Source organism: Massilia sp. Root351 (genome assembly GCF_001425045.1).
Taxonomy (GTDB): domain Bacteria; phylum Pseudomonadota; class Gammaproteobacteria; order Burkholderiales; family Burkholderiaceae_D; genus Rugamonas.
Genome location: NZ_LMDJ01000012.1, coordinates 27,230 through 52,549, shown reverse-complemented (window position 1 = coordinate 52,549; position 25,320 = coordinate 27,230). Strand labels below are relative to the sequence as shown.

The window sequence follows — 25,320 nt, the reverse complement described above, 5'->3', positions numbered from 1 at the left end:
GTGGCGTTAAGTGGAGATGTTGCTAGACAGGGTGAGGCGTTCCCGCACTTCACGGATGATGAGTGCGGGAATGCCCATTGAGGTAAAGTGATCCACGCGGTCAGAGATCCATTGGATGCACTCATCTTTGTTCATATCATCGCGTGCAATCTTCTCATAGAGAGCTACGGCGCTCAAGCGTGAAAGCCCAAGTTCCATAAGGGAAATCAGCGTTCGAGACGAAACGCCAAATTCAAGCTGTGTTCCGATGTCCAATCCCTCATCGATTAAATCTTCACGTCCGACTTCTCGTAAGTGCAGGTGCAGCACATCCATATAGGCCGATAGGTATTTCGGAGCTTTGAACCGTGCGATCTGCTCAACAAGCTGCATCGTGTCGCGGATTAATTCCGGGAGAGTAAATGCCCGGCCCACTTCTTGGTGCCAATCAATACTATCGCCGATAATTCTAGCGAGGCTAAATCCCTTTAGCCACTTGACCACAACTAGAGCATATAGTCTGATCCGGGAGTCAGGGGTGAAGGCGACAAACAAATGTTCATTAACTCGACGCATAATCGTTACAAACCGGTCGTAACTGTCATTACTTGCAACCTCTGCGGGCAGTAAATTTTCCACATCACCAATATAATTTCGAAATGCGTCGAGGAGCTGCTGAAGGCCGACGGCGCTTACTCCAGGGTGCCGAGATGCGAGGTCTACATCGATTTCTATCTGCTGCGCCAAAACTGCTAAGCCTTCATCGAGTCTGGCGATTAAAGTCTTATCGTGCCGCTTTGCGATGTTGGCGCTTGCTATGGAGCCGAGTCGCATAAAGGTTGTAAGTAAGTAGGCGCCGACCTGCTCAAATTGCTCTTTTTCCTCATTGCTGGAGAGGCCCGGTTGGCTACGCTTTGAAAGATAGTCTACTATCGCGTCTCCCAGGTCGAGAACTACATCGCTTTCCCGTCTTATCGGGTAACGTGCGCGACTAGGAATTCCGTTTGGCCAAGCATCCTTATTATCAGCGTCTATACAAATAATATTTCCTTGAAATTCGTGTCCCCATCGGCCAGCTCGGCCAGCCAAGTTCCAGAAATCGTGGGGCTCCATCGGATGACCCTTACCCTTACGAGGCCCACGTACAATGATGGTGCGGCAAGATAAATTCACACCTTCAATTAGAGTCGAGGTACAGACGAGGAAAAGAATTTTCCCCGAACGGAATAGCCGTTCGATCTCAAGACGTAGCAAGGAAGGCATATTGCCATAGTGAAAGGCGACACCACGTTCCACCAGCGGGGCGAGTCGGAACCCTTGATGAACACCTTTTCGCGCGAGCTCTGCTAGTTGAGCATTCTCGATGTCAATGGATTCAGGTGCTGGGAGCAGTTGACTGATTAAATCAGCTACCTCTTCGGCTTCTCCTGCTCCGTTTGCATAAACCAGCGTTCCCCCTCTTTCGCCTGCTGCCGCAGCAATGAATGCGAGTCGTTTCTTGATTCCTGCTGGCGTACTTGCAAGTTGTAGAGTGCCGAGCGGAATATCTAATGCTTGCTGCTTTAGGTTCAGCGCCCACAGTTTGGATTTTCGAGGAACTTGAGTTGCAGTAATCAAGTTCTGAAGAACTGTAGATGAGTCACTGTTGACAGCAACAGTTTGAACGCCCAGCGGTGCATCAGCAAGTAGTTCCTCCGGGTTTTGGGTCGCAGGACTTATGAAAACAGCTTTGAGCTTAGGATTCGCACGAGTTACGCGTTCTATTGCGTCCTGTAGAATTACCCCACGCTGGTTATCACCGATCTTGTGTGCCTCGTCTACAATTAGTAAGTCAATAGAGAATGCAGGCCCAAGTACATTTGCTAGCAAGTGCAATCGCTCTTGTGTGAAGACGAGAATTGCCCTAGTTTTTCCTGACTTTGCCGTACGATATATATCGGGAAAAGGCAGCGATGACACATCAACTTGATCTGTTCCAGGCGGTAATTTATTAACAAGCTCTTTGAGGTTATCTTCTATTTCAGATACAAGCGCGCGAGTCGGTGCTATATAGACTGCTACCTGCGCCCTTGCGGTCACCATTTGGTCGATAAGCCACTGAAGCACTAGGTAAGTTTTGCCAGAAGCTGTTGGCGCTGATGCGGAAAGCCACTGTTCGCCAGTAGCATTATTCCAAAACTGCTGTTGAAAGTCATTCACCTGTAGCCAGATCCCACTTGACTGGACTAAGATAGATCGCTCTATTTCTCTGCGTTGAGCTTCAAGACCAAGGGCGATACCCAAGCGGCTGTCTAAATTAGCTGCCAGCATATGCCGATTGGTAGCTAAGGCGACTGCACGGAAATTGGATAGCTTTCCGAGAAGTACTGCACCAGCATCTCTCAGTGAAAGATCGTCGGCCAGCGAAATTGCCGCAGTCGCAATTCGAAGCGCTGCTTCTTGATCGTTACGTCGATTAGATCGTGCAAGAATGCTGCCCGCGAATATTAGTCGAGGCCAATCCAACGAGCTGATAAGTGGAGTTGATTCGTCGGGTAATAAATTATCTATCTCAGTGCGGACGGTTAGTAAGGTAATATCATTTAGGTCATCTTTTATGCCTTCGTTAAGAAGCCAAGTCTGAAGATTTTCAAGATCCATTGCCTAGTTTCCCATTGCTGCCAAGAATGCCTCGCGGAACCCTTCGGCTGACGGCAAGGGCATGCATAAGAACTCAATCTCCATTTGATTCAGCTTCTCCAGTTTGAGTCGTTCACCGATCTTGGCACTCCAGCCAGATAGGGCGACGTTGGATGCTTTAACAATTTCCTCCGCTACCGCTTGGTCGCTTTGTTTGGGGTAAAACGGAGCGTCGAAGCCCACTAGAGCAACACCACAGTATTTCACGCGCTTCGACATTCTGGACGACCTGTCAAAGTACTTCCTAAGGGCTTCTGTAAGCTCTGGATTGCTCAAATCTGCTTTGTCGCTCAACAGAAAAAGATCTCGCTCCCTTTCCGCACCTTCGTGATCTAATTCTATCAGGAACGGTGCGAGGGACCTAAGGCACTCCCGAATCGCATCAGCGGCGTTCTCGTATATTTTTGACTCACCCCAGTATAGTTTTAGAATTCCTTCTTCAGTAACGCCAGCATATACGCCGTCCGCACCATGGTAGTGCATGCGAGAATCCGTCTTCAAATCCATTTTGCAGAGAATTTGCGGCAATTTCAAAAATCGCTCTGCCAGAAGGTACAATAGCATTTCTCCGCCTTCGCCAGTCTTGGCCAAATCGGTAAACGACCGTTTGGCTCGTTCCACTAGCTCGGCTAGGGCCTCTGTACTGTTGAACTTGATATCGCGAGCCTTCGCCGCATCAAGCTTTGATCGAGGAATAGCGTAGTTAGCGACAGCGTTGCGCATGTATTCCGCCAGACGATGGGGCTGGACACGGCCATTTCCATCTACTGAAAGACAGTGGCAATGAATTTTGACCAGATGGCCATCGATTGATATGTTCCGCTGCACTAGGGTGAGATGGACATCCAGCGTTTCTGGATCTCCTGTGAGCGCGGACTCGAGATCAGTTGCGGTGATAGTCAATGCATGGCCTCCGGTCTAAGTCGACTGCGCATTTGCGCAGATTTTGCTAGATTTTAGCAACTATAATGTATTTCTTAATAATATCAAAGGCGTCCTATCATTTGGCTTGGCTGATGATCGACGGGAACTCAGCAGAATAGGATGCAGATGGTCCAAGTTCGAAAACGCCGGCATCCTCTTCTTGACAGGACCTCCCTCTGTACCTTTTGGAGAACGCGCCCGTTAGGCGATGACGGTCTAAATCATTCCGGGTTAAGATAATTCTCAATTAGCACCGCCCCATCGCTCAGCAGAAAGTCCTTAAATGCCTGAGCAACCGGCGGCAGGCGCTTGTTCTTCCGATGCACCACGTACCAGTTCAGCATCACCGGAAATCCCGCCACATCCAGCACCACCAGGCTGCCCGCCTTCAGCTCCTGGCTGATGGTGTGCGCCGACAGGAACGCCACGCCCATGCCGGCGATAACGGCCTGCTTGATGGTCTCGGTGCTGCGGATCTCCATCGCCACGTTCAGCCGCTCCAGGTGGGCGCCGAAGCCGTCCTCCATTGAATTCCAGGTATCCGATCCGCGCTCGCGGACCACGAACGGCTCCTGCACGATGCGCTCGACGGGAATGCGGCGTTTGCCCGCCAGCGGATGCTGCGGCGGCGCCACGATCACGTAAGGGTGGGGCGCAAAGGCCGCGTGCGCGGCGTCGGCCTGCTGGGGTGGGCGCACCATCACGGCCAGGTCGGTCTGGTTGCTGGAGAGCCGTTCCAGCAGCTCGGCGCGGTTGTGCACCGTGAGGTTGAGCTTCACGCCGGGATGGCGGCGGGCGAATTCCACCATCAGGCGCGGGAAGAAGTAGTCGCCCGCGCTGATCACCGCCACATTCAGCTTGCCGCCGGCGATGCCGCGAAACTGGGTGAGCGCGTCTTCGGCTTCCTGGAACTGCTGGATGATGGCGCGGCTGTGGTACAGCAGCTCGGCGCCGCCCGGCGTGAGGTAGACCTTCTTACCCATCTGCTCAAACAACTCCAGGCCCGCGTGGCCTTCCAGCGTCTTGATCTGGGTTGATACGGCCGGCTGCGTCAGGTGCAGTTCGGCGGCGGCGCGCGAAAAGCTCAGGTGGCGCGCCACCGCTTCGAACACTTTGAGCTGGCGCAGGGTGGCGTGTTTCATCGTTATCCCATGTATTCAGTATCGTGAATGGATATGCCAAAAACCTTTAACTATTACTAATCATTGTCAGGCCCTACGATGGACTTAGTCAACCGACATTATTCCAACAGAAGGGGAGCAGACCATGATGCAGATCGATACCGCCAACCTGGCCGATGCGCAGCGCCAGGCTTACAACGCCGCCTTTGCCGAACTGGGTTTGCGCTGGTTCTGGGGCAGCGGCGATTACGCCGGCCAGATGGGTGTGGAGAGCCAGCGCTCGCACCTGCGCCGCTACGTGGAGAACCACCATCCGCATATGCTGAAGGTGTACGACGCGGAGTTCCTGGTGAACGCGATCCAGAAGGTGATGGCGCGCTGCCTGGAGACCGCCGGCGCGGGGTGCGGCGGGGCTGGCGCGCAGGTGCGGCAGGGGGAGCTGCAAAGCGTGCAGCACGCTGTCCAACACAACGTTCAACACAACCTTCGGCACGGCGAAGTGGGCTTTTGAGCGGCTGTGTAACGTTGCTATTTTTTGCTTGAAAAAAATGAAAGAATGTCGAATCTTAACCGCGGTCAAGGATATCGGTTTTTGCTTCTTCCACAATCGTCTCGTGACAACGGTCAACCAGACACGGTCCAAACTAAATAATTATATGGAGATAACGAAATGAAGCATGACGATGACACTGCGCCGGTGATCAGGCCTCCTTCGTACCGCTGGCTGCAACTTATCATGGGCATTATCTGTATGGCCATGATCGCCAACCTGCAGTACGGTTGGACCCTGTTTGTAAATCCTATCGCCGACAAACACGGCTGGAGCAAGGCCGCCATCCAGGTTGCCTTTACCATCTTCATCCTGACCGAGACCTGGCTGGTGCCAGTGGAAGGCTGGGCGGTCGACAAGTGGGGACCACGTCCCGTGGTGCTGTTCGGCGGCTTGCTGTGCGCGCTGGGCTGGATCATGAACTCCTATGCCGACTCGCTGACCATGCTCTACATCGCGGCGGCCATTAGCGGCGTTGGCGCCGGCGCCGTGTACGGCACTTGCGTGGGCTCGGCTCTGAAATGGTTCCCGGATCGGAGGGGCCTGGCGGCCGGCTTGACGGCGGCGGGATTCGGGGCCGGATCAGCGGCCACCATCATCCCGATCTCGATGATGATCGCCAAAAGCGGTTACGAAGCGACCTTCCTGACCTTCGGTATCGGCCAGGGCGCCATCGTGATGCTGCTGGCGCTGCTGATGGTGCGTCCACCGGCACACGTGCCGAACAAGATCCAGAAGCAGACCAAGGTGCAGCAGTCCAAGGCGGACTTCGGCCCGTCGCAGATCATCCGCAAGCCGGTGTTCTGGGTGATGTACACCATGTTCGTACTGGTGGCTGCCGGCGGCCTGATGGCCACCGCGCAAATGGGCCCGATCGCCAAGGACTTCAAGATCGACGGCGTAACCTTTAACATCATGGGCATGATACTGCCGGCGCTGACGTTCGCCCTGGCCATCGACCGGGTGCTGAATGGCCTGACGCGTCCCTTCTTCGGCTGGGTGTCGGACCAGATTGGCCGCGAGAAGACCATGTTCATCGCCTTTGCGTTGGAGTCCGTGGGCATCCTGGCGCTGTACTACTGGGGCCGCGATCCTATCATGTTCGTCATCCTTACCGGCCTGGTGTTCTTCGCCTGGGGTGAGATCTACAGCTTGTTCCCTGCCACTGCGGCCGATACTTTCGGCACCAAGAACGCGGCGGGCAATGCCGGCCTGCTGTACACGGCCAAGGGCACGGCTTCGATCTTCGTGCCGCTGTCGAGCGTCCTGACGGCTGCCACCGGCAGCTGGGAAGCGGTGTTCTTCGTGGGCTGCGGCCTGAATGCGGTGGCTGCCTTCATGGCCTGGTGGGTGCTGCGTCCGATGCGCAAGCGCTTCATGGATACCGCCGTCACGCCGGTTGCCGAGGCGGATGACAAGTCCCTGGCCGCTGCTGCGCGGTTGGCCAACTAGCGAGCAATCGATGGCGCCGGCGATGTGGCCGGCGCCATCGAGCAAGCAAGAACAAGCGAGAACAACATGATCAAACGCTGGCTGCGCTTTCAACATTTCGACACGGTGCGCTTCGGTACCGTTGAAGGCGACAAAATCCGCATCTACCAGGGCGATATGTTCGACGCGCCTTCGCCCACCGATTTCACGCTGCACCTGTCCGAAGTAAAACTGCTCACGCCTGTGGTACCGGGCAAGGTGCTGGCGATGTGGAACAACTTCCACGCGCTCGGCCGCAAGCTCGGCATCGAGCCGCCGCCGGAGCCGCTGTACCTGCTGAAAACGCCGAACTCTTACCTGGCGCCCGGCGCCACTATCCGCAAGCCGCTGTGCGAGGACAAGGTGGCCTTCGAGGGCGAACTGGCCATCGTCATCGGCAAGACCTGTTTCAACGTGTCCGAGGCCGACGCCACGGACTACATATTCGGCTACACCTGCGCCAATGATGTCACCGTCAACGACATCATCAAGCGTGATCCGACCTTTCCGCAGTGGGTGCGGGCCAAGGGTTTCGACACCTTCTGCCCTTTCGGCCCGGTGATCGCCACCGGCCTCGATCCCGCCATGCTGGTGGTGCGGACCATCCTCAACAGCGAAGTGCGGCAGGACTACCCCATCAACGACATGGTGTTCTCCGCCGCTCAGCTGGTGAGCAAGATTTCGAAGGACATGACGCTGGATCCGGGCGACATCCTCCTGTGCGGCACCTCGGTCGGCGTCGGTTCGATGCGGCCGGGGAGCATAGTCGAGGTGGAGATCGACGGCATTGGAAAGCTCAGCAACCGTTTTGAGTAAAAACCAAGGAGCTGAAAATGAAAATCGCCATAGTAGGGGCGGGGGCAATAGGAGGATTGGTGGGGGCCAGGCTGGCCCTGGCAGGCGAGCAGGTGACGTTTCTGGTGCGGGGCGCCAATCTGCTGGCGATCCGCAACAAGGGCATCAAGCTGATCGAGCATGACGGCAGCGAACAGGTGGCCACCAATGTGGCGGCCACCGACGATTACGCCGAAGCAGGGCCGCAGGACGTGGTAATCCTGGCGCTGAAGGCGCACCAGGTGGCGGCGGTGGCGGACCAGCTGCCGCTGCTGTTCGGGCCGGACACCTGCGTGGTCACCATGCAGAACGGCATACCGTACTGGTACTTCCACCAGCACGGCGGCCACCTGGAAGGGCGCACGGTGCACAGCGTGGACCCGGACGGCAGCCTGGCGGTGCGCATCCCGCCGTCGCGCGTGATTGGCTGCGTGGTCTATCCGGCCTCGGAGCTGGTGGCGCCCGGCGTGGTGCGGCATGTGGAGGGCGAGCGCTTTCCGCTGGGCGAGCTGGATGGGTCCACCACGCCGCGCGTGCAGGCCATTTCGGAGTGCTTCACCAGGGCCGGTTTCAAGGCGCCGGTGCTGGACAACATCCGTTCCGAGATCTGGCTGAAGCTGTGGGGGAACCTCACCTTCAATCCGATCAGCGCGCTGTGCCATGCCACGCTGGAGGGCATCTGCCAGTATCCGGTGGCGCGCTCGCTGGCGGCGGACATGATGAAGGAAGCGGAAGCGGTTGCCAACAAGCTGGGCGTGACGTTCCGCGTGACGCTGGACAAGCGGATTGCCGGCGCCGAGAAAGTGGGGCGGCACAAGACGTCGATGCTGATGGATGTCGAGGCGGGACGCGGGCCGGAAATCGACGCGCTGGTCGGCTCGGTGGTTGAACTGGGGCGGTTTACCGATACCGCCACACCTCATATTGACGCGGTCTATGCGCTGGTCAAATTGCTGGAACGGACCATGACCGAGGAGAGAGGGCAGCTCAGGCTACAAAAAATGGCGGCCTGATAAAAAAACGGACGTTCCACAAGGACGTCCGTTTTGCCTTCCGCACTGCACACAGATTACATGCCCCAGGTGTACTTGGCGTCGCTCTTGTCGCCGGCGGTGTTGGCGTCCAGCTGTTCGCGCAGATGCACGCCGAAGATGGTCTCGATGATGAACATCAGGCTGAAAGGCTGGGCTTGTTCAGCAGTATGGGTTTGCTTATTGGTAATGGTGGTCATGATTGATTCCCTATGAAGTTAAAAATCGTTGGCGCCGCGTTGGTATGAAATGAGTATAGGCAGCCCGATACCGCGCCGCCAATTGAGGCAGCGCATAACAGGTATCAATCTGATGAATATTGCCTATGAAAAACCCACGAAAACGCGATAAATCTGTTTTCGGGATTCTTGACCGCGGTCAAGTTTTTGCTGCGCTGCGGCGCAACAGGCGCTAAAACAGGCGCTAAATCTTGCCCTGGTTTTTCAGGCGGCTCAATGTTTCCGGTGATAAATTCAGGTAGGCCGCGAGTTGCTTCTTCGGCAAGCGCTCGAACATTTCGCTGTGCTTGCGCACGAAGCGGTGCACGCGGCCCGGCGCGTCCAGCAGATGCAGGGTGATGGTGTGGCCCATGATCTCGCTCATCAAATGCATCACCTCATATTCGAAGCTTTGCTTGAGCTGCGAGTGGCTTTCCAAGAACGCCACCCACTGCGGCATGGCCAGCTTGGCCACGCGCGCTTTCGTCACGCACACGATGCTGTACGGCGTGGGCGTCTTCAGGCGCCAGGCCGCGTAGCTGGTTTCGATGTCGCGCTCAGCGGCGAAGCGCAGGATCATCTCCTTGGCTTCCTGGTTGGTGACCACGCGCTTCAGGATGCCGTCCAGGATGAAGTACTGCTCCATCTCGTGCACGCCCTGGTTCAGCAGCAGGTCGCCCTTGTTGTAGTCCACTACGGTGAGGTAAGGCTCCAGGGCCGCCATCTCGCTTTCGCGCAGTTCTTTCAGCACGATGTTCTGGCGCAGTTGCACGCGCAGGATGTTGCGTTCGGGGTGATTGGCTAGCAGCGTCATGACCTTGCTCTGATCCTAGTTCTGATTACTGATCTGGAAATGTTGGACATCTTCCTTTGAATCTTGACCGCGGTCAATGAGAGAAAACAAAGGGCGTCGCTATGATGGCTTCAACACCTTTGTTAAACCAAATATAAGAGACACTCATGACAACCAACAGCACGCAGTCTGACGAAACGACCGATGGCTTCCACCTGGTAGTGGATGCGCTCAAGCATAACGATATCGACACCATCTTCGGCCTGGTGGGCATCCCTATCACCGACCTGGCGCGCCTTGCGCAGGCTGAAGGTATGCGGTTTATCGGTTTCCGCCACGAGCAGCATGCTGGCAACGCGGCCGCCATCGCAGGCTACATGACGCAGAAGCCGGGCATCTGCCTGACGGTGTCCGCGCCGGGCTTCCTGAACGGCCTGACCGCGCTGGCCAACGCCACCACCAACTGCTTCCCGATGATCCTCATCAGCGGTTCCAGCGAACGCGAAATCGTCGACCTGCAGCAGGGCGACTACGAGGAAATGGATCAGCTGAACGCGGCCAAGCCTTACGCCAAAGCGTCGTACCGCATCAACAAGGCAGAGGACATCGGCATCGGCGTGGCGCGCGCCATTCGCGCCGCCGTGTCGGGCCGCCCGGGCGGCGTGTACCTGGACTTGCCGGCGCAGCTGCTGGCGCAGGTGATCGACGCCGAACACGGCCGCCGCTCGCTGGTGAAAGTGGTGGACGCCGCGCCGCGCCAGATCCCCGCGCCGGACGCGGTGCAGCGCGCGCTGTCGCTGCTGCAGGGCGCCAAGAAGCCGCTGATCCTGCTGGGCAAAGGCGCCGCTTACGCGCAGGCCGACGCCGACATCCGCGCCTTCGTTGAGGAATCGGGCATTCCCTACCTGCCGATGTCGATGGCCAAGGGCCTGCTGCCGGACACGCACGCGCAGTCGGCTTCCGCCGCACGCTCCTACGTGCTGGCCGAGGCGGACGTGGTGGTGCTGATCGGTGCGCGCCTGAACTGGCTGCTGGCGCACGGCAAGGGCAAGACCTGGGGCGTGCCCAAGCAGTTCATTCAGATCGATATTTCGCCGACTGAAATCGACAGCAACGTGGCCATCGCCGCGCCGGTGATCGGCGACATTGGCTCCTGCGTGACGGCGCTGCTGGAAGGCATCCGCAGCGGCGGCCACGGCAAGCCCGATCCCGCCTGGACCGGTTCCATCGCCGAGCGCAAGGACAAGAACCTGACCAAGATGGCCGCCATGCTGGCGCAAAATCCGTCGCCGATGAACTTCCACAGCGCGCTGCGCTCCATCCGCGACGTGCTGAAAACCCGGCCGGACATCAACGTGGTCAACGAGGGCGCCAACACGCTCGACTTCGCGCGCAGCATCATCGACATGTACGAACCGCGCAAGCGTTTCGACTCGGGCACCTGGGGCATCATGGGCATCGGCATGGGCTTCGCCATCGGCGCGGCCGTCACCAGCGGCAAGCCGGTGGTGGCGATTGAAGGCGACAGCGCGTTCGGCTTCTCCGGCATGGAACTGGAAACCATCTGCCGCTACGAGCTTCCCGTCACCACCATCATCTTCAACAACAACGGCGTGTATCGCGGCACCGACGTAAACCCTACCGGCGGCAAGGATGTGGCGCCCACCGTGTTCGTGAAGAACGCCCGCTACGACAAGATGATTGAGGCGTTCGGCGGCATCGGCTACCACGTCACCACGCCGGAGGAAATGACCAAGGCGCTGACGGAGGCCATCGCGGCGGGCAAGCCGGCGCTGATCAACGCCGTCATCGACGAAACCGCCGGCACCGAAAGCGGCCGCCTCACCAACCTGAATCCCAGCACCGCAGGCAAGAAGTAAATCCGCGTCAAACATCGAACAACACCAGGAGACTTAACATGACCAAACCGTTAGAAGGCATCAAGATCATCGACTTCACCCACGTGCAAGCGGGCCCTGCATGCACCCAGCTGCTGGCCTGGTATGGCGCCGACGTGATCAAGGTCGAGCGCCCCGGCGCGGGCGATGTCACCCGCTCGCAGTTGCGCGACATTCCCGGGGTGGATGCGCTGTACTTCACCATGTTGAACAGCAATAAGAAGTCGCTGACCCTGGACACCAAGACCGCCGAAGGCAAGGAAGTGCTGACGCGCCTGATCAAGCAGTCGGACGTGCTGGTGGAGAACTTCGGCCCCGGCGCGCTGGACCGCATGGGCTTTACGTGGGAGCACATCAAGGAACTGAACCCGGGCATGATCGTCGCGTCCGTGAAGGGCTTCAGCGACGGCCACCACTACGAAGACTTGAAGGTCTATGAGAACGTGGCGCAGTGCGCCGGCGGCGCCGCCTCCACCACCGGCTTCGACGACGGCCCGCCCACCGTGAGCGCTGCCGCGCTGGGCGACAGCAACACCGGCATGCACCTGGCCATCGGCATCCTGACCGCGCTGCACGCGCGCAACCGCAACGGCGGCAAGGGCCAGAAGGTGGCCGTGTCGATGCAGGACAGCGTGCTGAACCTGTGTCGCGTGAAGCTGCGCGACCAGCAGCGCCTGGACCGGGTGGGCTACCTGGAAGAGTATCCGCAATACCCGCACGGCAGCTTCACCGACGTGGTGCCGCGCGGCGGCAACGCCGGCGGCGGCGGCCAGCCGGGCTGGGTGCTCAAGTGCAAGGGCTGGGAAACCGACAAGAACGCCTACATCTACTTCACCATCCAGGGCCATGCGTGGGCCCCAATCTGCCGCGCCATCGGCAAGCCGGAGTGGATCGACGATCCCGCCTACATGACCGCCTCGGCGCGCCAGGACAAGATCTTCGACATCTTCGGCACCATCGAAGCCTGGCTGGCGGACAAGACCAAGTTCGAAGCGGTGAACATCCTGCGCAAGTTCGACATTCCTTGTGCGCCGGTGATGACGATGAAGGAACTGGCCAACGACGAGTCGCTGCGCGCCAGCGGCACCATCGCCGAAGTGGACCACAAGGAGCGCGGCAAGTACCTGACCGTGGGCAGCCCGATCAAGTTCTCCGACCTGAAAGTGGAAATCACCGGCTCCCCGCTGCTGGGCGAGCACACCAATGAGGTGCTGGAAACGCTGGGCTACAGCTCGCGCGAAATCGCCGCGCTGCACGAAGCCAAAGCCGTATAAAGTCACGTTAAGCCAACAAGAGGGCGGACCGGTTCCGCCCTCGTTCTTTTTGGAGGTCAGTAATGCAGACTATCGATTACAAGCAGCTGGTGGAAGGCATCGGCGACGCCGTGGTGGTGTGCGACGCGGCCGGGGCCATCATCGTCTGGAACGATGCGGCGGTGCGCATGTTCGGCTTTACGCGCGAGGAAGCGCTGGGCAAGTCGCTGGACATCATCATTCCCGAGCGCCAGCGGCAACGCCACTGGGACGGCTACAACAAGTCCATGGCCACCGGCGAAACGCGCTATGGCAACGACGTGCTGCGCGTGCCCGCCTTGCACCGCGACGGGCGCAATCTGTCGATCGCGTTCACGGTGGCGATGCTGTACGACGAGGCGCGCAAGGTGGCCGCCATCGTGGCCGTGGTGCGCGATGAAACCCAGCGCTGGAGCGAAGAGCGGCAGATGCGGATACGCCTGGCGCAACTTGAAGCAGCCAGCAAGGCCGCTAGCAAAGAGGAAGCGATAGCCGCGCAACAGTAGAACTACTAGTGGAACTGCCAGGTCTAACGAATTCGCAATATTTCCTATTACTATCGGCTCTCCCTTCGGGGGCAGCGCGCTCGGGGGCTAACGATAAAGGAGACTCGCAATGACGAATTTCGCTGGACGCTTCCGCATGCGCAGCATGGTTCTGTTTGTCCTCGGTGTCACGGGCGCGGCGGCACAGGCCGCACCCGTGGCGCTGCCGTCGTACAACATCGACCCGGAGAAGACCTCGGTCTCCGGCCTGTCCTCGGGCGGCTTCATGGCGGTGCAGCTGCACGTGGCGTTTTCGGCCACCTTCAAGGCGGGTGCCGGCGTCGTGGCCGGCGGTCCGTTCTACTGCGCCCAAGGCGTGCTCTCCAACGCGACCGGTCCCTGCATGGCCGCCAGCGCGTTCAGCAAGCCGGCCACGGCCACGCTGGTGTCGACCACCAACAGCTGGGCCAGCCAAGGCTTGATCGACCCCACCGGCAACCTGGCCAATTCCAGGGTCTACCTGTATTCCGGCACCATCGACAGCACCGTCAAGCAGCTGGTGATGAATGAGGCGGACACCTACTACAAGAACTACATCGCTGCCGCCAGTATCTTCTACAAGAACAACCTGGCCTCCGAGCACGCCATGGTGACCGACTACTTCGGCAGCGGCTGCAGCACCAAGGCCAGCCCCTACATCAACAACTGCAACTTCGACCTGGCCGGCGAGATACTGAAGTGGATCTACGGCCCGCTGAACGCGAAGAACAGCGGCGCGCTGGGCGGCAGCTTCGTGGAATTCAACCAGGGCGAGTTTATCGCCAGCCCCGCCTCGCACGGCATGGCCTCCAGCGGCTGGGCCTACGTGCCGGCCAATTGCGCCAGCGGCCAGCAATGCAAGCTGCACGTGGTGGTGCACGGCTGCCAGCAAGATGCCACCAAGATCCAGGACCAGTACTACCGCAGCACCGGCTACAACAAGTGGGCGGACACCAACAACATCGTCATGCTGTACCCGCAGACCGCACCCAGCAGCGCGGGCAATCCGAACGGGTGCTGGGACTGGTGGGGTTATGACGACGCCAACTACGCCAAGAAGAGCGGGCGCCAGATGGCGGCCATCAAGGGCATGGTCGACCGCGTGTCGTCCGGTGGGGGAGGCGGCGCGCTGCCGGCGCCGGCGGGACTGAACGTCACCGGCGTGACCAGCAGCAGCGTGGCGCTGGCGTGGAACAGCGTGTCCGGCGCGGCAGGCTACCATGTGTACCGTGGCGGCACGCAGGCCAACGCCGGCCTGCTGACCGCGCTGGCCTTCACCGACACCGGCCTGGCGGCGGGCACTGGCTACAGCTACACGGTGCGGGCGGTGGATACGGGGGGCGCGGCGGGCGCCGCCTCGGCTGCGGTGAACGCCACCACCACGGGCGGCGGCTACGTCTGCAGCGCCACCACGGCCAGCAACTACGCCCACGTAACGGCCGGGCGCGCCGTCAACAGCGGCGGTTACGCGCTGGCCAAGGGTTCCAACCAGAACATGGGGCTGTACAACATCTTCTACACCACCACGCTGGCGCAAACCTCGGCCGGCTACTACGTCATCGGCAACTGTCCCTGACAGTATCAATGCGCGGTCGGCGCGTGGCCCTGGTCTTCGATGGTGCCGCGCCAGGCGCCGGTTTCCTGGCCGCGCTGCTCGATCATCTCCTTGAAGCGCTTCAGGTTGCCGGACGCTTCAAGGCGCACCGCGCCCATGGCGTCGCCGATGGCTTCGAGCGTGCCTTCGGGCTGGTATGTCATGGTCAGGGTAATGCGGCAGCGATTGTCCGACAGGGCGTCAAACGTCACCACGCCGTTGTTAAGCTTGCCGGTGGTGCTGCGCCAGGCGATGCGCTGGTCCGGGATCTGTTCGGTGATCTCCGCGTCCCACTCCACCGGCTTGCCCAGCACGTCGGCCTTCCAGTGCAGGCGCTTGTCGTCCAGCTGGCGCACTTCATGCACGCTGTCCATGAAGGTGGGGAACTGCTCGAACTGGGTCCATTGGCCGTAGGCGGTGCGCACCGGCACGCTGACGGTGATGCTTTCCTTCACGGACGATGCTCCCCGCGCGGATTTGCCTTTTTTGAGTTGCTTGGCTAGCAGGTAGCCGCCTGCCGCCGCTGCGGCCATGGTGATGAGTCGGTTAAGCATGAGGTTCTCCTTTTGCGAGGTTATCCGTTGATGCTAATCGGATTCCCCGGCTGGATATACCGCCGTACTTCCTAATTCCATGTCGGACTAGGCCGACAAGACGCGGCGACGCCCCCGCCCGTATTTTGCTATGCTTAAGGCAGCCTATCGTTCTTACTTTGGGAGATCATCATGGCCATGTCACAAGAAAGTTACGTCAGGCAGCAAGGGCTGCGCAAATCGTATGACATCGAATACAGCAGCCTGCGCTACAAAATATCGCTGGAAGGCAAGCTGCTGAAGGAAATCGAGCTGCCGCTGGACACGCTCGCCGCCCTGGGCGACGAAGCCAGCTGGAAGAGCGCGGTGGCCGATATCGAGCACCTGCGCGGTATGCCGGAGCAGTAGCCCGGCCTGCCTCCAGCGCCGGTCTTAGGTCCGCGCCGGCAGTTTCCAGTCGGGGCGGATGAAGTGGCAGGTGTAGCCGTCGGGCAAGCGCTCCAGATAGTCCTGGTGCTCCGGCTCGGCTTCCCAGAATGGGCCGGCAGGCGCCAGCTCGGTTACCACTTTGCCCGGCCACAGGCCGGATGCGTCCACGTCCGCGATGGTTTCTTCGGCCACGCGCTTCTGTTCCGCGCTAGTGTAGAAGATGGCGGACCGATAACTGGTGCCCCGGTCGTTGCCCTGGCGGTTGGGCGTGCTCGGGTCGTGGATCTGGAAGAAGAATTCCAGGATCTTGCGGTAGCTGATGGTGGCCGGATCGAACACGATTTCGATGGCCTCGGCGTGGGTGCCGTGGTTGCGGTAGGTGGCGTTCGCTACGTCGCCGCCGGAGTAGCCCACGCGCGTGGCCAGCACGCCCGGATAGCGGCGAATCAAGTCCTGCATGCCCCAGAAGCAGCCGCCTGCCAGCAGCGCGGTTTCAGTCGTATTGCTCATGCCAGTTCCCTTTCAGTGTTTAGTGACTGTAAGTATAGGCATTCTGAAAAAAAACAACCCGGCACGCGGCCGGGTTGAAAGGAACAACAACGAACTTAGTTGCGGATTGTCATACCCACCATGATGCGGCGGCCGGCATAAGCGTAGTCCAGCAGGTTAGGCGTGCCATCGGCGAACGGGGTGTATGGACCCTGGCTGTTGGAGGTGGTGGCCTTGCCCAGGTTGCGGCCCTCGGCGAAGATCTCGATGCCGTTGGCAAAGCGGTAGGCGATCTTGGCGTCGATGAAGCGGGTCGAGTCCTTGAAGTTAGGCGAGCCCGGGTTGAACGGGGTGACCGTCACGCGGGTCACGCCCGGCGAACTCGGGTAATTGTTTACCGTGTTGTTGCCGCAGGCGGCGATGCAGGTGAACTGCTGCGCCACGAATTGCAACGCCAGGCGGGCCGAGAACGCGCCATCGTCATACCACAGCGAGGCGTTGTAGGAGTACTTCGACTCGCGGGCCGGCGGCAGCGGGGTGCCGGTGATCAGGTCCACCACGTTGACTGCAGAAACAGCCGAGCGCAGCTTGGTGTAGTTCGCGTCCAGGCCGGTGTACTTCAGGACCGACGGCAGGAACGTGAAGGCGGTCTTGCTCTGGAACTCGATACCCTTGCGGGTGGTCGCCACGCCGTTGTCGTAGGTGCGGTAGTTGAAGTCCAGATCGCCCAGCGACTTGCCGGTAACCGGATCAACCAGGTCGGTGCCCGAGAACAGCTTCACGTCGCTGCGGCCCACCACTTCGCTCGGACCGATCTTGCCTTTCTGGTTGAAGTAGGACACGTTGAACGTGCTGTCGCGGTTCGGGTACCACTCAAGACTCAAGTTCTGGTTCCAGTTGGTCTGGGGGCGCAAGGCCGGATTGCCCATGGTGCCGGTGCAGGTCTGGTCCAGTTCGGTGCCACTGATGGTATCGATCTTGCGCTCGTCATAGGTGCAGGTGCCCGAGGGCAGCAGCGAGGTTACCGGTGGACGGGCCACGGTCTTGGCGCGGTTGTAGCGCAGCACCACCTGGTCCGGCACGGCCCACAATGCCAGGTTCAGGGAAGGCATGTAGTCGGTGGTGCTGGCGTTCAGCGAGGTCGGTATGATCAGCGTGCTGGAGTTGACGCCCGTGGTTGCGTCTGGGTTGCTCGGGTTGAACGCCGCGTTTTTCAAGATGGTCTGGAAGCCCAGGATACCGGTTCCGCTCACTTTGGTGTTGACGATGCGGTAGCCGAAGTTGCCTTCCAGTTCCCAGTTGAATGGCAGCGCCTTGCTGGTGAACGGCACTCGGTCTACCGTGAAGTCCGTCATCAGGTAACCCGAGCGCACTTTTTCAGAGAACTTGTTGGAAGGCTGGGCGTAGACTTTGCCGTCGCTGGCCGTGCATTCCTTCAGGCAGTCATAGTTGACGTTGGGTACGCCAGTCATGGCGAATACCTTTTCCACGTCGATCGTGGTCCAGCCCTCCACCAGGTCCGCCGGCCGGTCCTTGGCGCCATTGAAGAAGCGGGTACTTTGCTGCCCGTTCATGGCGGCGGTAATGATGTCCTGGAACTGCTTCTGGTTCACTACAACCTGGCCGGACAGCGCGGTAGCGGTATTGGTGTTCGGGTTATAGCCGTATTTGCACGGCGAGCCGCCAGCGCCCAGCGAGCCGGCGGTGTTCTCGCAACCGATGAACGACGAGCGGATGATGGATTGCGGCATGTTGACCGCCGGAACGTAGCCGGCCTGGCCGAAGGTGCCTACGGCGCTCTTGACGACGTAGCCGCCGTTCGGGTTCCAGCTCTCGCCGGTGGTGTCGCGCAGGTTGATACCGGTCTTGATGCGGGACAGGAAGGGCACCTGGTCGCTCAGCGCGTAGGTCAGGTCCAGCTTGGCGGTGCGCTCGCCGCCTTCGTTGCCGCGCGGCGTGAACTGCAGCGACGGCGCCTGGGTCAGCAGTGGCTGCTGGGCGATGGTATAGGCCGGGATGGCCACCGGTACGGTGGCCGAGGCCGGTACGGCGGCCAGGTTGGCGACCGCCGGCCGCGCGACGGCATAGTTGGCCGGATTGGACTGGTCGAAGCTGCTGCCCTGCGGGAAGCTGTGAGTCCACAGTCCGTTTGGCAGCACGCTCAGCGTGGCCGGACCGTAGTTGTAGCTCCAGCTGGTGCGCTTGTCGCCACGCGTGAAGTCCGATTTCGCGTCGCCGACGAAGAATTCCGCCAGCAGAGGGCCATTGCGGTAGGTACCGCCGGCCTGCAGATAGCGGCTGCTGGTTTCGATGATGTTGTGGATCTGGTCAACGCCGGCACTGCCGTCGCTGATGGTGAACTTGGTTACGTGGTGGTTGGCGTCCATGACCACCGAGCGCGGATCCACGTTGGCCACCGTGCCCGTCGCGGGGAAGGTGTTGCTGCGGAAGCTGGGCGTGTCATACAGGAAATAGCCCGAGCCAGGCACGGCGCTGCGCACGCCGCTGGCGGAGTCGGTGAAGGTTGGCCCGTTGTAGGTTGGCGAGTTGGTGACGCCCGCATTGGTCGACAGGCCACCCAGGCCATACACCAGATAATTATCGTCCACCCGGCGGCGCTGGATGCTGCCCTTGGCGTACACGGTCAGCTCATTGTTAACCTTGAAGTCCAGGCGCAGGTCGCCCGAACGGCGCTTGTCGATCTGTTTTTTCTCGATGTAGCGGACCAGCGACGGCGTGTAGTCGTTCCACTGGTTCAGGCAGGTCATCAGCTCGTTGCCGCGCTGGTTGATGGCTGCGTTGCGCGCGGTGGTGCCGTTGATGGCGTTCTGCTGCGCCGTGGTCAGGTTCGGGAAGGTGGCGTAGCAGTCGGCCTTGGATTTGGCGTTGGCCGAGCGCGTCACCAGGTCCAGCGGCGAGGCGGCGTTGAAGAAGCCGCCGCCGGTCAGCGGACTGGCCAGCAAGGTGGTGGTCGACAGCGGATCGGACGTGTTGACGGTGCTCGGATTGAAGGAGAATGTCTTGTTCGGCGAATTGTCGAAGTCCAGCGCGCGGGCGTAGCCCTGGTTGGCGCTGGTGGCCACCTGCTGCGAGTGGCCCTCGTTGTTGGCCTGCGAGGTGGACACGTTCAGCAGCACGCCCAGGCGGTCGTCGAAGAACTTGTTGGCCAGGATCAGGTTGGTGTCCGGGGTCCATTTCTCGTTCAGCGAGTTTTGCGCCGCAGCCACGCGCAGCGAGTAGAACGGCTTCTTGAAGTCCAGGCCGGTGCGCGTCTTGATAATGATGCCGCCGCCCAGCGAACCTTCGGTCATGTCGGCGGTGGAGCCCTTGACCACGTCCACGCTCTTGATCAGGTCGGATGACATTTCGCGGAATTCCACGCCGCGGCCGCTGCCGCCGCCGTTCATGTCGGTGCCGCCGCCGGACTGCACGCCCTGGCCGTCGATCTCGACCCGGGTCAGGTCGGCGCTATTGCCGCGCACCGCCACAGAAACGCCTTCGCCGAAATCGCCGCGGTCCAGCGCAATGCCGGCGATGCGGGAAATGGCTTCACCGATATTCCGGTCCGGCAGTGCGCCGACGTCTTCGGCCACGATGGAATCCTGCGCGGTGGCGGCATTCTTCTTGCGGTCGATACCGCTTTGCTGCGAAGCGCGGGTGCTGCTGACGACCACCTTCTGAATGGCCGTGTCTTTGGCGGGGGTCTCGGTTTTCGGGGCGTCCTGGGCAAGGGCGATATTGCTTGCCAGTGCCAGGGCAATTGCGTAGCTCAAACGTTTTGGCCGAAGCTGGCCGTTGGCGATGATGTGCATTTCTCTCCGTCTCCCATGTAAGGATTTATTAGTTTGAACAGAGTTTATTGTCGGAAAACGGACGTGTGTTTAGCGCTCAGGAAATAATCACAGCAATGAGCAGCATTGTTGTTTTTGCCCTGTTTAGCTATATCGAATTGGGGAAAAGCTATATCGGAAGGGCATAACGGCGTTCGAATCAATCAACCAATTGATTGATTCGAACGCATTACGCTTATCGCGCTGCACCAATTACCTGCGTCCAATACATTATCCGGCGCTCGGTATTGAGCGAATACGCGACGCCCATTTCGGTAAATGCGGGGTTCATGACATTGGCGCAATGGCCGGGACTGTCCAGCCAGCCGGCCACGGCTTCCTCGGCGGTATTGATGCCGGAGGCGATGTTCTCGCCTATCGAGCGCCAGGCATAGCCGGCGCGCGCCGCGCGCTCGGCCACAAAGCTGCCGTCGCGCGCCTGGTGGCTGAAGTAGCGCTGCGCGGCCATGTCGCGGCTGTGCGCCTGCGCCGCCTGGGTCAGTGCTGGGTTCAGGGACAGCGGTTTGGCGGCGCCGAACAGGCGCGCGCCGCACAGCCGGGGCGCCGCGCGCGCGGCGTTCACGGCAGCCAGCGCGGCGGCGTTGGCCGCAACCGGATCGGGCAGGGGAATCGGGCGCTGCGGCTCGGCGAGCAGCACTTGCCATGCGTCGCCTTGCCGCGACGCGCCCAGCGCCGTAAATTGCGGGCTGAGCAGCTGGCGGCAGTATTTTTCGCGCAGCACGGCCATCGCGCCCGCCGCGTCCGGCGCCCCGCTCACGAAAATGGCGGCCGCTTGCTCAACCGGATAGCCGGCCCGCTCCAGCGCCAGTTCGATGAAGGCCCCGGTGCCCAGCCGGACCGAGGACAGAGCGGAAGGCGTCGCCAGCGGCGGCAAGGGCCCGGCGGCCTGGCCGCCGCACTGCTGCGGCACGGCGCGGTATGCATTGATCAAGCCGGTTAGCCCCGGCTCGGCCGCGCTCGCTGGCGCCGCGCCATGCAGCGCAGCGCAGGCCAATGCCGCGCCGAGCAGGGCCGCCCGCGCCTTGCATGGGACAGGGGCGGATAAAACAACGGGAAAAAGGCGTGCTGGCATGGCTGCCATGTTACCGCGCCGGTGCTATTGCAGGGCGCTTTGATCCAGGTCAAGTCGTGCGGCTGCTTTCTGGCGCTGGGGCCGTTATCTTGGAAGCATGCGCAACTGTGTAGGGGAAAGGCATGCTAGCAGGAATAACGGAAAGCGACATGGCAGGGGCCGGGCTGCGTTTGCGGCGGCTGGGCCTCGACACGTACCAGCAGCCGGTGGTGTATTTGCGCAGCGATAGCCCGATCTGCAAAGCCGAAGGTTTCGAGGCGCAGTCGCGGCTGGAAATCCGCCACGGCGGCCGCTGCGTGGTGGCGACGCTGAATGTGGCGGTGGCGCCGCTGCTGGAGCTGGATGAAGCGGGCGTGTCCGAGGCGGCCTGGCGCGCGCTGGAGGCGGCCGAGGGCACGCTGGTGCACCTGGCGCACGCGCCGCCGCTGCCTTCGTTCGGCGCCATCCGCGCCAAGATTTTCGGCCGTCCGCTGGAGCGCGATGCGGCCGGCGCCATCGTGACGGATATCGCCGCCGGGCGCTACTCCGATATCGAACTGGCCGCCATGATCGCGGCCTGCTCCGGCAACCGGCTGGACGCTGCCGAAACCTGCTCGCTGACCGCCGCCATGGTGGCGGCCGGCCAGCGCCTGCGCTGGGACGCGCCGCTGGTGGTGGACAAGCATTGCGTGGGCGGCCTGCCGGGCAACCGCACCACCTTGCTGGTGGTGCCCATCATCGCCGCGTGCGGTCTGGTGATACCGAAAACCTCCTCGCGCGCCATTACTTCGCCGGCCGGCACGGCCGACGTGATGGAAACGCTGGCGCCGGTGGCGCTGGACGCGGCCGCCATGCGCCGCGTGGTGGAGCGGGAGGGCGGCTGCATCGCCTGGGGCGGCGCCATGGCACTCAGCCCGGTGGACGACTTGCTGATCCGCGTGGAGCGCCCGCTCGGCCTCGACAGCGACGGCTTGCTGGTGGCCTCCATCCTGTCGAAGAAGGTGGCGGCCGGCTCCACCCACGTGCTGGTCGATATGCCGGTGGGGCGCACAGCCAAGGTGCGCTCGCTGGAGGCGGCCAGCGCGCTGGCGCAGCGATTGCGCTGGGTCGGCGAGCAGCTCGGGCTGGCCGTGAGCATCGAGCTGACCGATGGCTCCCAGCCGGTGGGGCGCGGCATCGGCCCGGCACTGGAGGCCTTCGACGTGCTGGCCGTGCTGCAGAACCAGCCCGGCGCGCCGCAGGACCTGCGGCGGCGCGGCCTGCTGCTGGCAGGCCATTTGCTCGAAGCAAGCGGCCAGGCGGCGGCGGGCTGGGGCCTGGCCAAGGCCACCGAAGTGCTGGACAGCGGCGCGGCCTGGCGCAAGCTGCAGGCCATCTGCGCGGCCCAGGGCGGCATGCGCGAGCCGCCGCGTGCGGCCTACACGCAGGATCTCTGTGCGGCGCACGCGGGCCGCGTGGCCGCCATCGACAACCGCGCCCTGGCGCGCTGCGCCAAGCTGGCCGGCGCGCCCAAGGCGGCCGCCGCCGGCCTGATGTTCCACGCGCCGCTGGGCGCCATGGTGGACGTGGGCCAGCCGCTGCTGACCTTGCACGCTGAATCGCCGGGCGAACTGGCATACGCGCTGGCCTATGCGCGCAGCCAGGAACACATGATCACGCTGGAGGAAGCGCCATGATGCCGCTGCTGTTTGCCTTGCCCGGCGCCGAGGCGTGGCCGGCCAGGCTGCAGGCCGACTGGCGGTGCGATACGGCGCCGCTGCTGCTGCACCGCTTTCCCGACGGCGAATGCTGTCCGCGCTTCGGCGCCGCGCTGGTAGGGCGCGACGTGGTGCTGGTGGCGACGCCGGACGGGCCGGACGCCGGCCTGTTCGCGCTCTACCTGTGCGCCAGCGTGGCGCGCGAGCTCGGCGCGCGCAGTGTGGGCCTGGTGCTGCCCTATCTTCCCTATATGCGGCAGGACGCCGCGTTCGCGCCGGGGCAGGGCGTTACCTCGCTGCACGTGGCGCGCCTGCTGTCGGGCTGCGCCGACTGGCTGGCCACGGTCGATCCCCACCTGCACCGCCACCCCACGCTGGGGCACGCCTACACGCTGGCGGCCGAGGCGGTGCCGTCGGCGCCGGCCATCGCACTGTGGCTGGCGGCCAATGTGACGCGGCCCTACCTGGTGGGGCCGGACAGCGAAAGCGCGCAGTGGGTGGGCGAAGTGGCGCGCCTGGCAGGGTGCCCCTGGACGGTGCTGGAGAAGCAGCGGCACGGCGACCGCGACGTGAGCGTGGCCGACACCGCCGCCAAGCTGGGCGACATCGGCGCCGCCACTCCGGTGCTGATCGACGACATGGCCTCCAGCGGCCGCACCATGGCCGCGGCGGTGCGCTTGCTGAAGCAGGCCGGCCTGGCCGCACCGGTGTGCGTGGTGGTGCACGCCCTGTTCGGGAGCGACGCGCTGGCCACGCTGCGCCGTGCAGGGCCGGCGCGCATCATCAGCTGCAACACCGTGGCACACGTCAGCAACGGCATCGACGTGGCGCCGCAGCTGGCGCGGGCGGCCGAGCGTCTGTTGCGGAGCCGCTAAGCCTTGCCGAACGAGTCTTCTGGCCTATGCAGACGGGCCTTGGTGCGCGATTCAAGAGGGCCGTGAGCGCCCCAAGCCGACAGTTGTACGCGGCGAGGTTGGCGGTGCCCCATTGTCGCGTGGCAGCGGCGGCAGTTCGACCTCGTCGCCGTATCCGGGCACCTCTGCCTGCCAGTGCAGGTGGCGCGCGATCTGCTGGCGCAGCGCTTCGGCCGCCGGCGGTTCGCCGTGGGTGAGGAAGATGCGGCGTGGCGCTGCGCGGAAGCCGCCCAGCCAGGTCAGCAGTTCACCCTGGTCCGCATGCGCCGACAGGTTGTCGATCTGTAGCACCTGGGCCCGCACTGGCACATATTCGCCATGGATCTTGACGGCGTCGGTGCCGTCCACCATGGCCGCGCCGCGCGTGCCGCCGGCCTGGAAGCCGGCAAACAGGACGGTGTTGCGGCGGTCCGGCGCGAACGCCTTCAGGTGATGCAGCACGCGCCCGCCGGTGGCCATGCCGCTGGCGGCGATGATCACCATCGGCAGCCGGCGGCGGTTCAGATTGATGGATTGCTCCACGCTGTTCACAATCGTGGCGGCGTGGCTCATGGCTTCGCAGTCGTGCACGCTGAGCCGGTGGTCGTGCCGGTGGCGGCGGTACAGCGCGGTCACGTCGGCCGCCATCGGGCTGTTCAGGTAGACCGGCAGCGGCGGCAGTTCGCCAGCCGCCTTCAGCCGCTGCATGTAGTACAGCAGCGTTTGCGCGCGGCCCACGGCGAAGGACGGAATGACGGTGACGCCGCCGCGCGCGGCCGTGGCCTTGATGGTGGCCGCCAGCAGCACGGCTGGATCCTCCGGATTGTGCACCCGGTCGCCGTAGGTCGATTCCATGACCAGGTAGTCGCTTTGCTCGAAATGTTCGGGCGGGGCCATCAGCGGATCGTGCTGGCGTCCCAGGTCGCCGGAAAAGACCACGCTGGCGCCGTCCGCTTCGATGCGGACCATGGCCGCACCCAGGATGTGGCCGGCGTGCCGCAAGGTGGCCTGGAAGGCGCTGCCGGCGCGGAAAGTGTGGCCAAAGGGCACCGGGGTGAGGCGCTCCAGCGCCGCCAGCGCGTCCGCTTCGGTGTACAGCGGCAACGCCGGATTGTGCTTGCTGTAGCCGCGCCGGTTGGCAAAGGCTGCTTCCTCCTCCAGCAGGCGGCCGCTGTCGGGCAGCAGGATGCGGCACAGGTCGCGCGTCGCCTCGCTGCAGTAGATGGGGCCCTTGAAACCGTCGCGCACCAGCAGCGGCAGGCCGCCGCTGTGGTCCAGGTGGGCGTGCGTCAGCACCACGGCGCTCAGCTGGCCCGGGGCCACCGGCAGCGGTTCGCGGTTGCGCAGGCGCAACGCCTTGTAACCCTGGAACAGCCCGCAGTCGACCATGATGCGCTCGCTGCCGCTGGTGAGCACGTAGCGCGAGCCGGTAACGGTACCGGTGGCGCCCAGAAATGTCAGTTTCATTGC

At 62.0% G+C, this 25,320-nt stretch carries 21 protein-coding genes; 11 read left to right on the top strand and 10 right to left on the bottom strand.

Features of this window, described 5'->3' with window-relative positions; all coding sequences use genetic code 11:
- Positions 1–6 precede the first annotated feature (6 nt).
- The 3 genes from ASD15_RS13210 to ASD15_RS13200 form a co-directional block, all read right to left on the bottom strand.
- Positions 7–2,619, bottom strand: a complete 2,613-nt coding sequence (locus ASD15_RS13210) for a DEAD/DEAH box helicase (protein ID WP_057155452.1) — start codon at positions 2,617–2,619, stop codon at positions 7–9.
- A gap of 3 nt (positions 2,620–2,622) precedes the next feature.
- Positions 2,623–3,561, bottom strand: a complete 939-nt coding sequence (locus ASD15_RS13205) for a DUF1837 domain-containing protein (RefSeq protein ID WP_057155451.1) — start codon at positions 3,559–3,561, stop codon at positions 2,623–2,625.
- Positions 3,562–3,803: 242 nt separating this feature from the next.
- On the bottom strand, positions 3,804–4,730 hold the full coding sequence (locus ASD15_RS13200; protein ID WP_057155450.1) for a LysR family transcriptional regulator: 927 nt from the start codon (positions 4,728–4,730) through the stop codon (positions 3,804–3,806).
- Positions 4,731–4,848: 118 nt separating this feature from the next.
- Between ASD15_RS13200 and ASD15_RS13195 the strand changes: the two genes are divergently transcribed.
- The 4 genes from ASD15_RS13195 (at position 4,849) to ASD15_RS13180 (ending at position 8,570) form a co-directional block, all read left to right on the top strand.
- Positions 4,849–5,214: a hypothetical protein gene (locus tag ASD15_RS13195; RefSeq protein ID WP_157200933.1), complete on the top strand. Its 366-nt coding sequence runs from the start codon at positions 4,849–4,851 to the stop codon at positions 5,212–5,214.
- Between the two features lie 159 nt (positions 5,215–5,373).
- Positions 5,374–6,705 carry an oxalate/formate MFS antiporter gene (gene oxlT, locus ASD15_RS13190; RefSeq protein WP_057155448.1) on the top strand — a complete coding sequence of 444 codons (1,332 nt, stop codon included), beginning with the start codon at positions 5,374–5,376 and terminating at the stop codon, positions 6,703–6,705.
- A gap of 66 nt (positions 6,706–6,771) precedes the next feature.
- Positions 6,772–7,539, top strand: a complete 768-nt coding sequence (locus ASD15_RS13185) for a fumarylacetoacetate hydrolase family protein (RefSeq protein WP_057155447.1) — start codon at positions 6,772–6,774, stop codon at positions 7,537–7,539.
- A 17-nt stretch (positions 7,540–7,556) separates the two neighbouring features.
- The gene (locus tag ASD15_RS13180) at positions 7,557–8,570 is read left to right on the top strand and encodes a 2-dehydropantoate 2-reductase (protein WP_057155446.1); all 1,014 of its coding nucleotides are present in this window, start codon (positions 7,557–7,559) and stop codon (positions 8,568–8,570) included.
- 56 nt (positions 8,571–8,626) lie between these two features.
- On the opposite strand, the gene ASD15_RS32320 is transcribed toward ASD15_RS13180, so the two are convergent.
- Together ASD15_RS32320 and ASD15_RS13175 are read right to left on the bottom strand one after the other, a co-directional pair.
- The gene (locus ASD15_RS32320) at positions 8,627–8,788 is read right to left on the bottom strand and encodes a hypothetical protein (RefSeq protein WP_157200932.1); all 162 of its coding nucleotides are present in this window, start codon (positions 8,786–8,788) and stop codon (positions 8,627–8,629) included.
- Positions 8,789–9,011: 223 nt separating this feature from the next.
- The gene (locus ASD15_RS13175) at positions 9,012–9,620 is read right to left on the bottom strand and encodes a Crp/Fnr family transcriptional regulator (protein WP_057155445.1); all 609 of its coding nucleotides are present in this window, start codon (positions 9,618–9,620) and stop codon (positions 9,012–9,014) included.
- A 146-nt stretch (positions 9,621–9,766) separates the two neighbouring features.
- Here ASD15_RS13175 and oxc point away from each other — a divergent pair, with 146 nt between their 5' ends.
- From oxc to ASD15_RS13155, 4 genes are all read left to right on the top strand, one after another.
- Positions 9,767–11,479 carry an oxalyl-CoA decarboxylase gene (oxc, locus tag ASD15_RS13170; RefSeq protein ID WP_057155444.1) on the top strand — a complete coding sequence of 571 codons (1,713 nt, stop codon included), beginning with the start codon at positions 9,767–9,769 and terminating at the stop codon, positions 11,477–11,479.
- A gap of 38 nt (positions 11,480–11,517) precedes the next feature.
- Positions 11,518–12,771, top strand: a complete 1,254-nt coding sequence (frc, locus tag ASD15_RS13165) for a formyl-CoA transferase (RefSeq protein WP_057155443.1) — start codon at positions 11,518–11,520, stop codon at positions 12,769–12,771.
- A gap of 62 nt (positions 12,772–12,833) precedes the next feature.
- Positions 12,834–13,295 carry a PAS domain S-box protein gene (locus ASD15_RS13160; protein ID WP_057155442.1) on the top strand — a complete coding sequence of 154 codons (462 nt, stop codon included), beginning with the start codon at positions 12,834–12,836 and terminating at the stop codon, positions 13,293–13,295.
- A 109-nt stretch (positions 13,296–13,404) separates the two neighbouring features.
- Positions 13,405–14,889: a fibronectin type III domain-containing protein gene (locus ASD15_RS13155; RefSeq protein ID WP_373888176.1), complete on the top strand. Its 1,485-nt coding sequence runs from the start codon at positions 13,405–13,407 to the stop codon at positions 14,887–14,889.
- 5 nt (positions 14,890–14,894) lie between these two features.
- Here ASD15_RS13155 and ASD15_RS13150 read toward each other — a convergent pair whose 3' ends face one another.
- A complete protein-coding gene (locus ASD15_RS13150; protein WP_057155441.1) occupies positions 14,895–15,461 on the bottom strand; it encodes an SRPBCC family protein in 567 nt (188 codons plus the stop codon).
- 171 nt (positions 15,462–15,632) lie between these two features.
- Here ASD15_RS13150 and ASD15_RS13145 point away from each other — a divergent pair, with 171 nt between their 5' ends.
- Positions 15,633–15,848: a hypothetical protein gene (locus ASD15_RS13145; RefSeq protein WP_057155440.1), complete on the top strand. Its 216-nt coding sequence runs from the start codon at positions 15,633–15,635 to the stop codon at positions 15,846–15,848.
- 24 nt (positions 15,849–15,872) lie between these two features.
- On the opposite strand, the gene msrA is transcribed toward ASD15_RS13145, so the two are convergent.
- The 3 genes from msrA to ASD15_RS13130 all read right to left on the bottom strand — a co-directional run bounded on the left by msrA (position 15,873) and on the right by ASD15_RS13130 (position 21,140).
- Entirely contained in the window at positions 15,873–16,379 is a 507-nt protein-coding gene (gene msrA / locus ASD15_RS13140; RefSeq protein WP_057155439.1) for a peptide-methionine (S)-S-oxide reductase MsrA, read from the bottom strand.
- 95 nt (positions 16,380–16,474) lie between these two features.
- The gene (locus ASD15_RS13135) at positions 16,475–20,131 is read right to left on the bottom strand and encodes a TonB-dependent receptor (RefSeq protein WP_229418175.1); all 3,657 of its coding nucleotides are present in this window, start codon (positions 20,129–20,131) and stop codon (positions 16,475–16,477) included.
- Between the two features lie 253 nt (positions 20,132–20,384).
- Positions 20,385–21,140 (bottom strand): CAP domain-containing protein, encoded by a 756-nt coding sequence (locus ASD15_RS13130; protein ID WP_229418174.1) that lies wholly within the window; start codon positions 21,138–21,140, stop codon positions 20,385–20,387.
- Between the two features lie 263 nt (positions 21,141–21,403).
- On the opposite strand from ASD15_RS13130, the gene ASD15_RS13125 reads away from it, so the two are divergent.
- A complete protein-coding gene (locus ASD15_RS13125) occupies positions 21,404–22,936 on the top strand; it encodes a thymidine phosphorylase family protein (RefSeq protein ID WP_057155437.1) in 1,533 nt (510 codons plus the stop codon).
- Positions 22,933–23,832, top strand: a complete 900-nt coding sequence (locus ASD15_RS13120) for a ribose-phosphate diphosphokinase (protein ID WP_057155436.1) — start codon at positions 22,933–22,935, stop codon at positions 23,830–23,832. Before ASD15_RS13125 ends, ASD15_RS13120 begins: the two co-directional genes overlap by 4 nt.
- 51 nt (positions 23,833–23,883) lie before the next feature.
- On the opposite strand, the gene ASD15_RS13115 is transcribed toward ASD15_RS13120, so the two are convergent.
- A complete protein-coding gene (locus tag ASD15_RS13115) occupies positions 23,884–25,317 on the bottom strand; it encodes an MBL fold metallo-hydrolase (RefSeq protein ID WP_082551820.1) in 1,434 nt (477 codons plus the stop codon).
- Between the last annotated feature and the right edge of the window lie 3 nt (positions 25,318–25,320).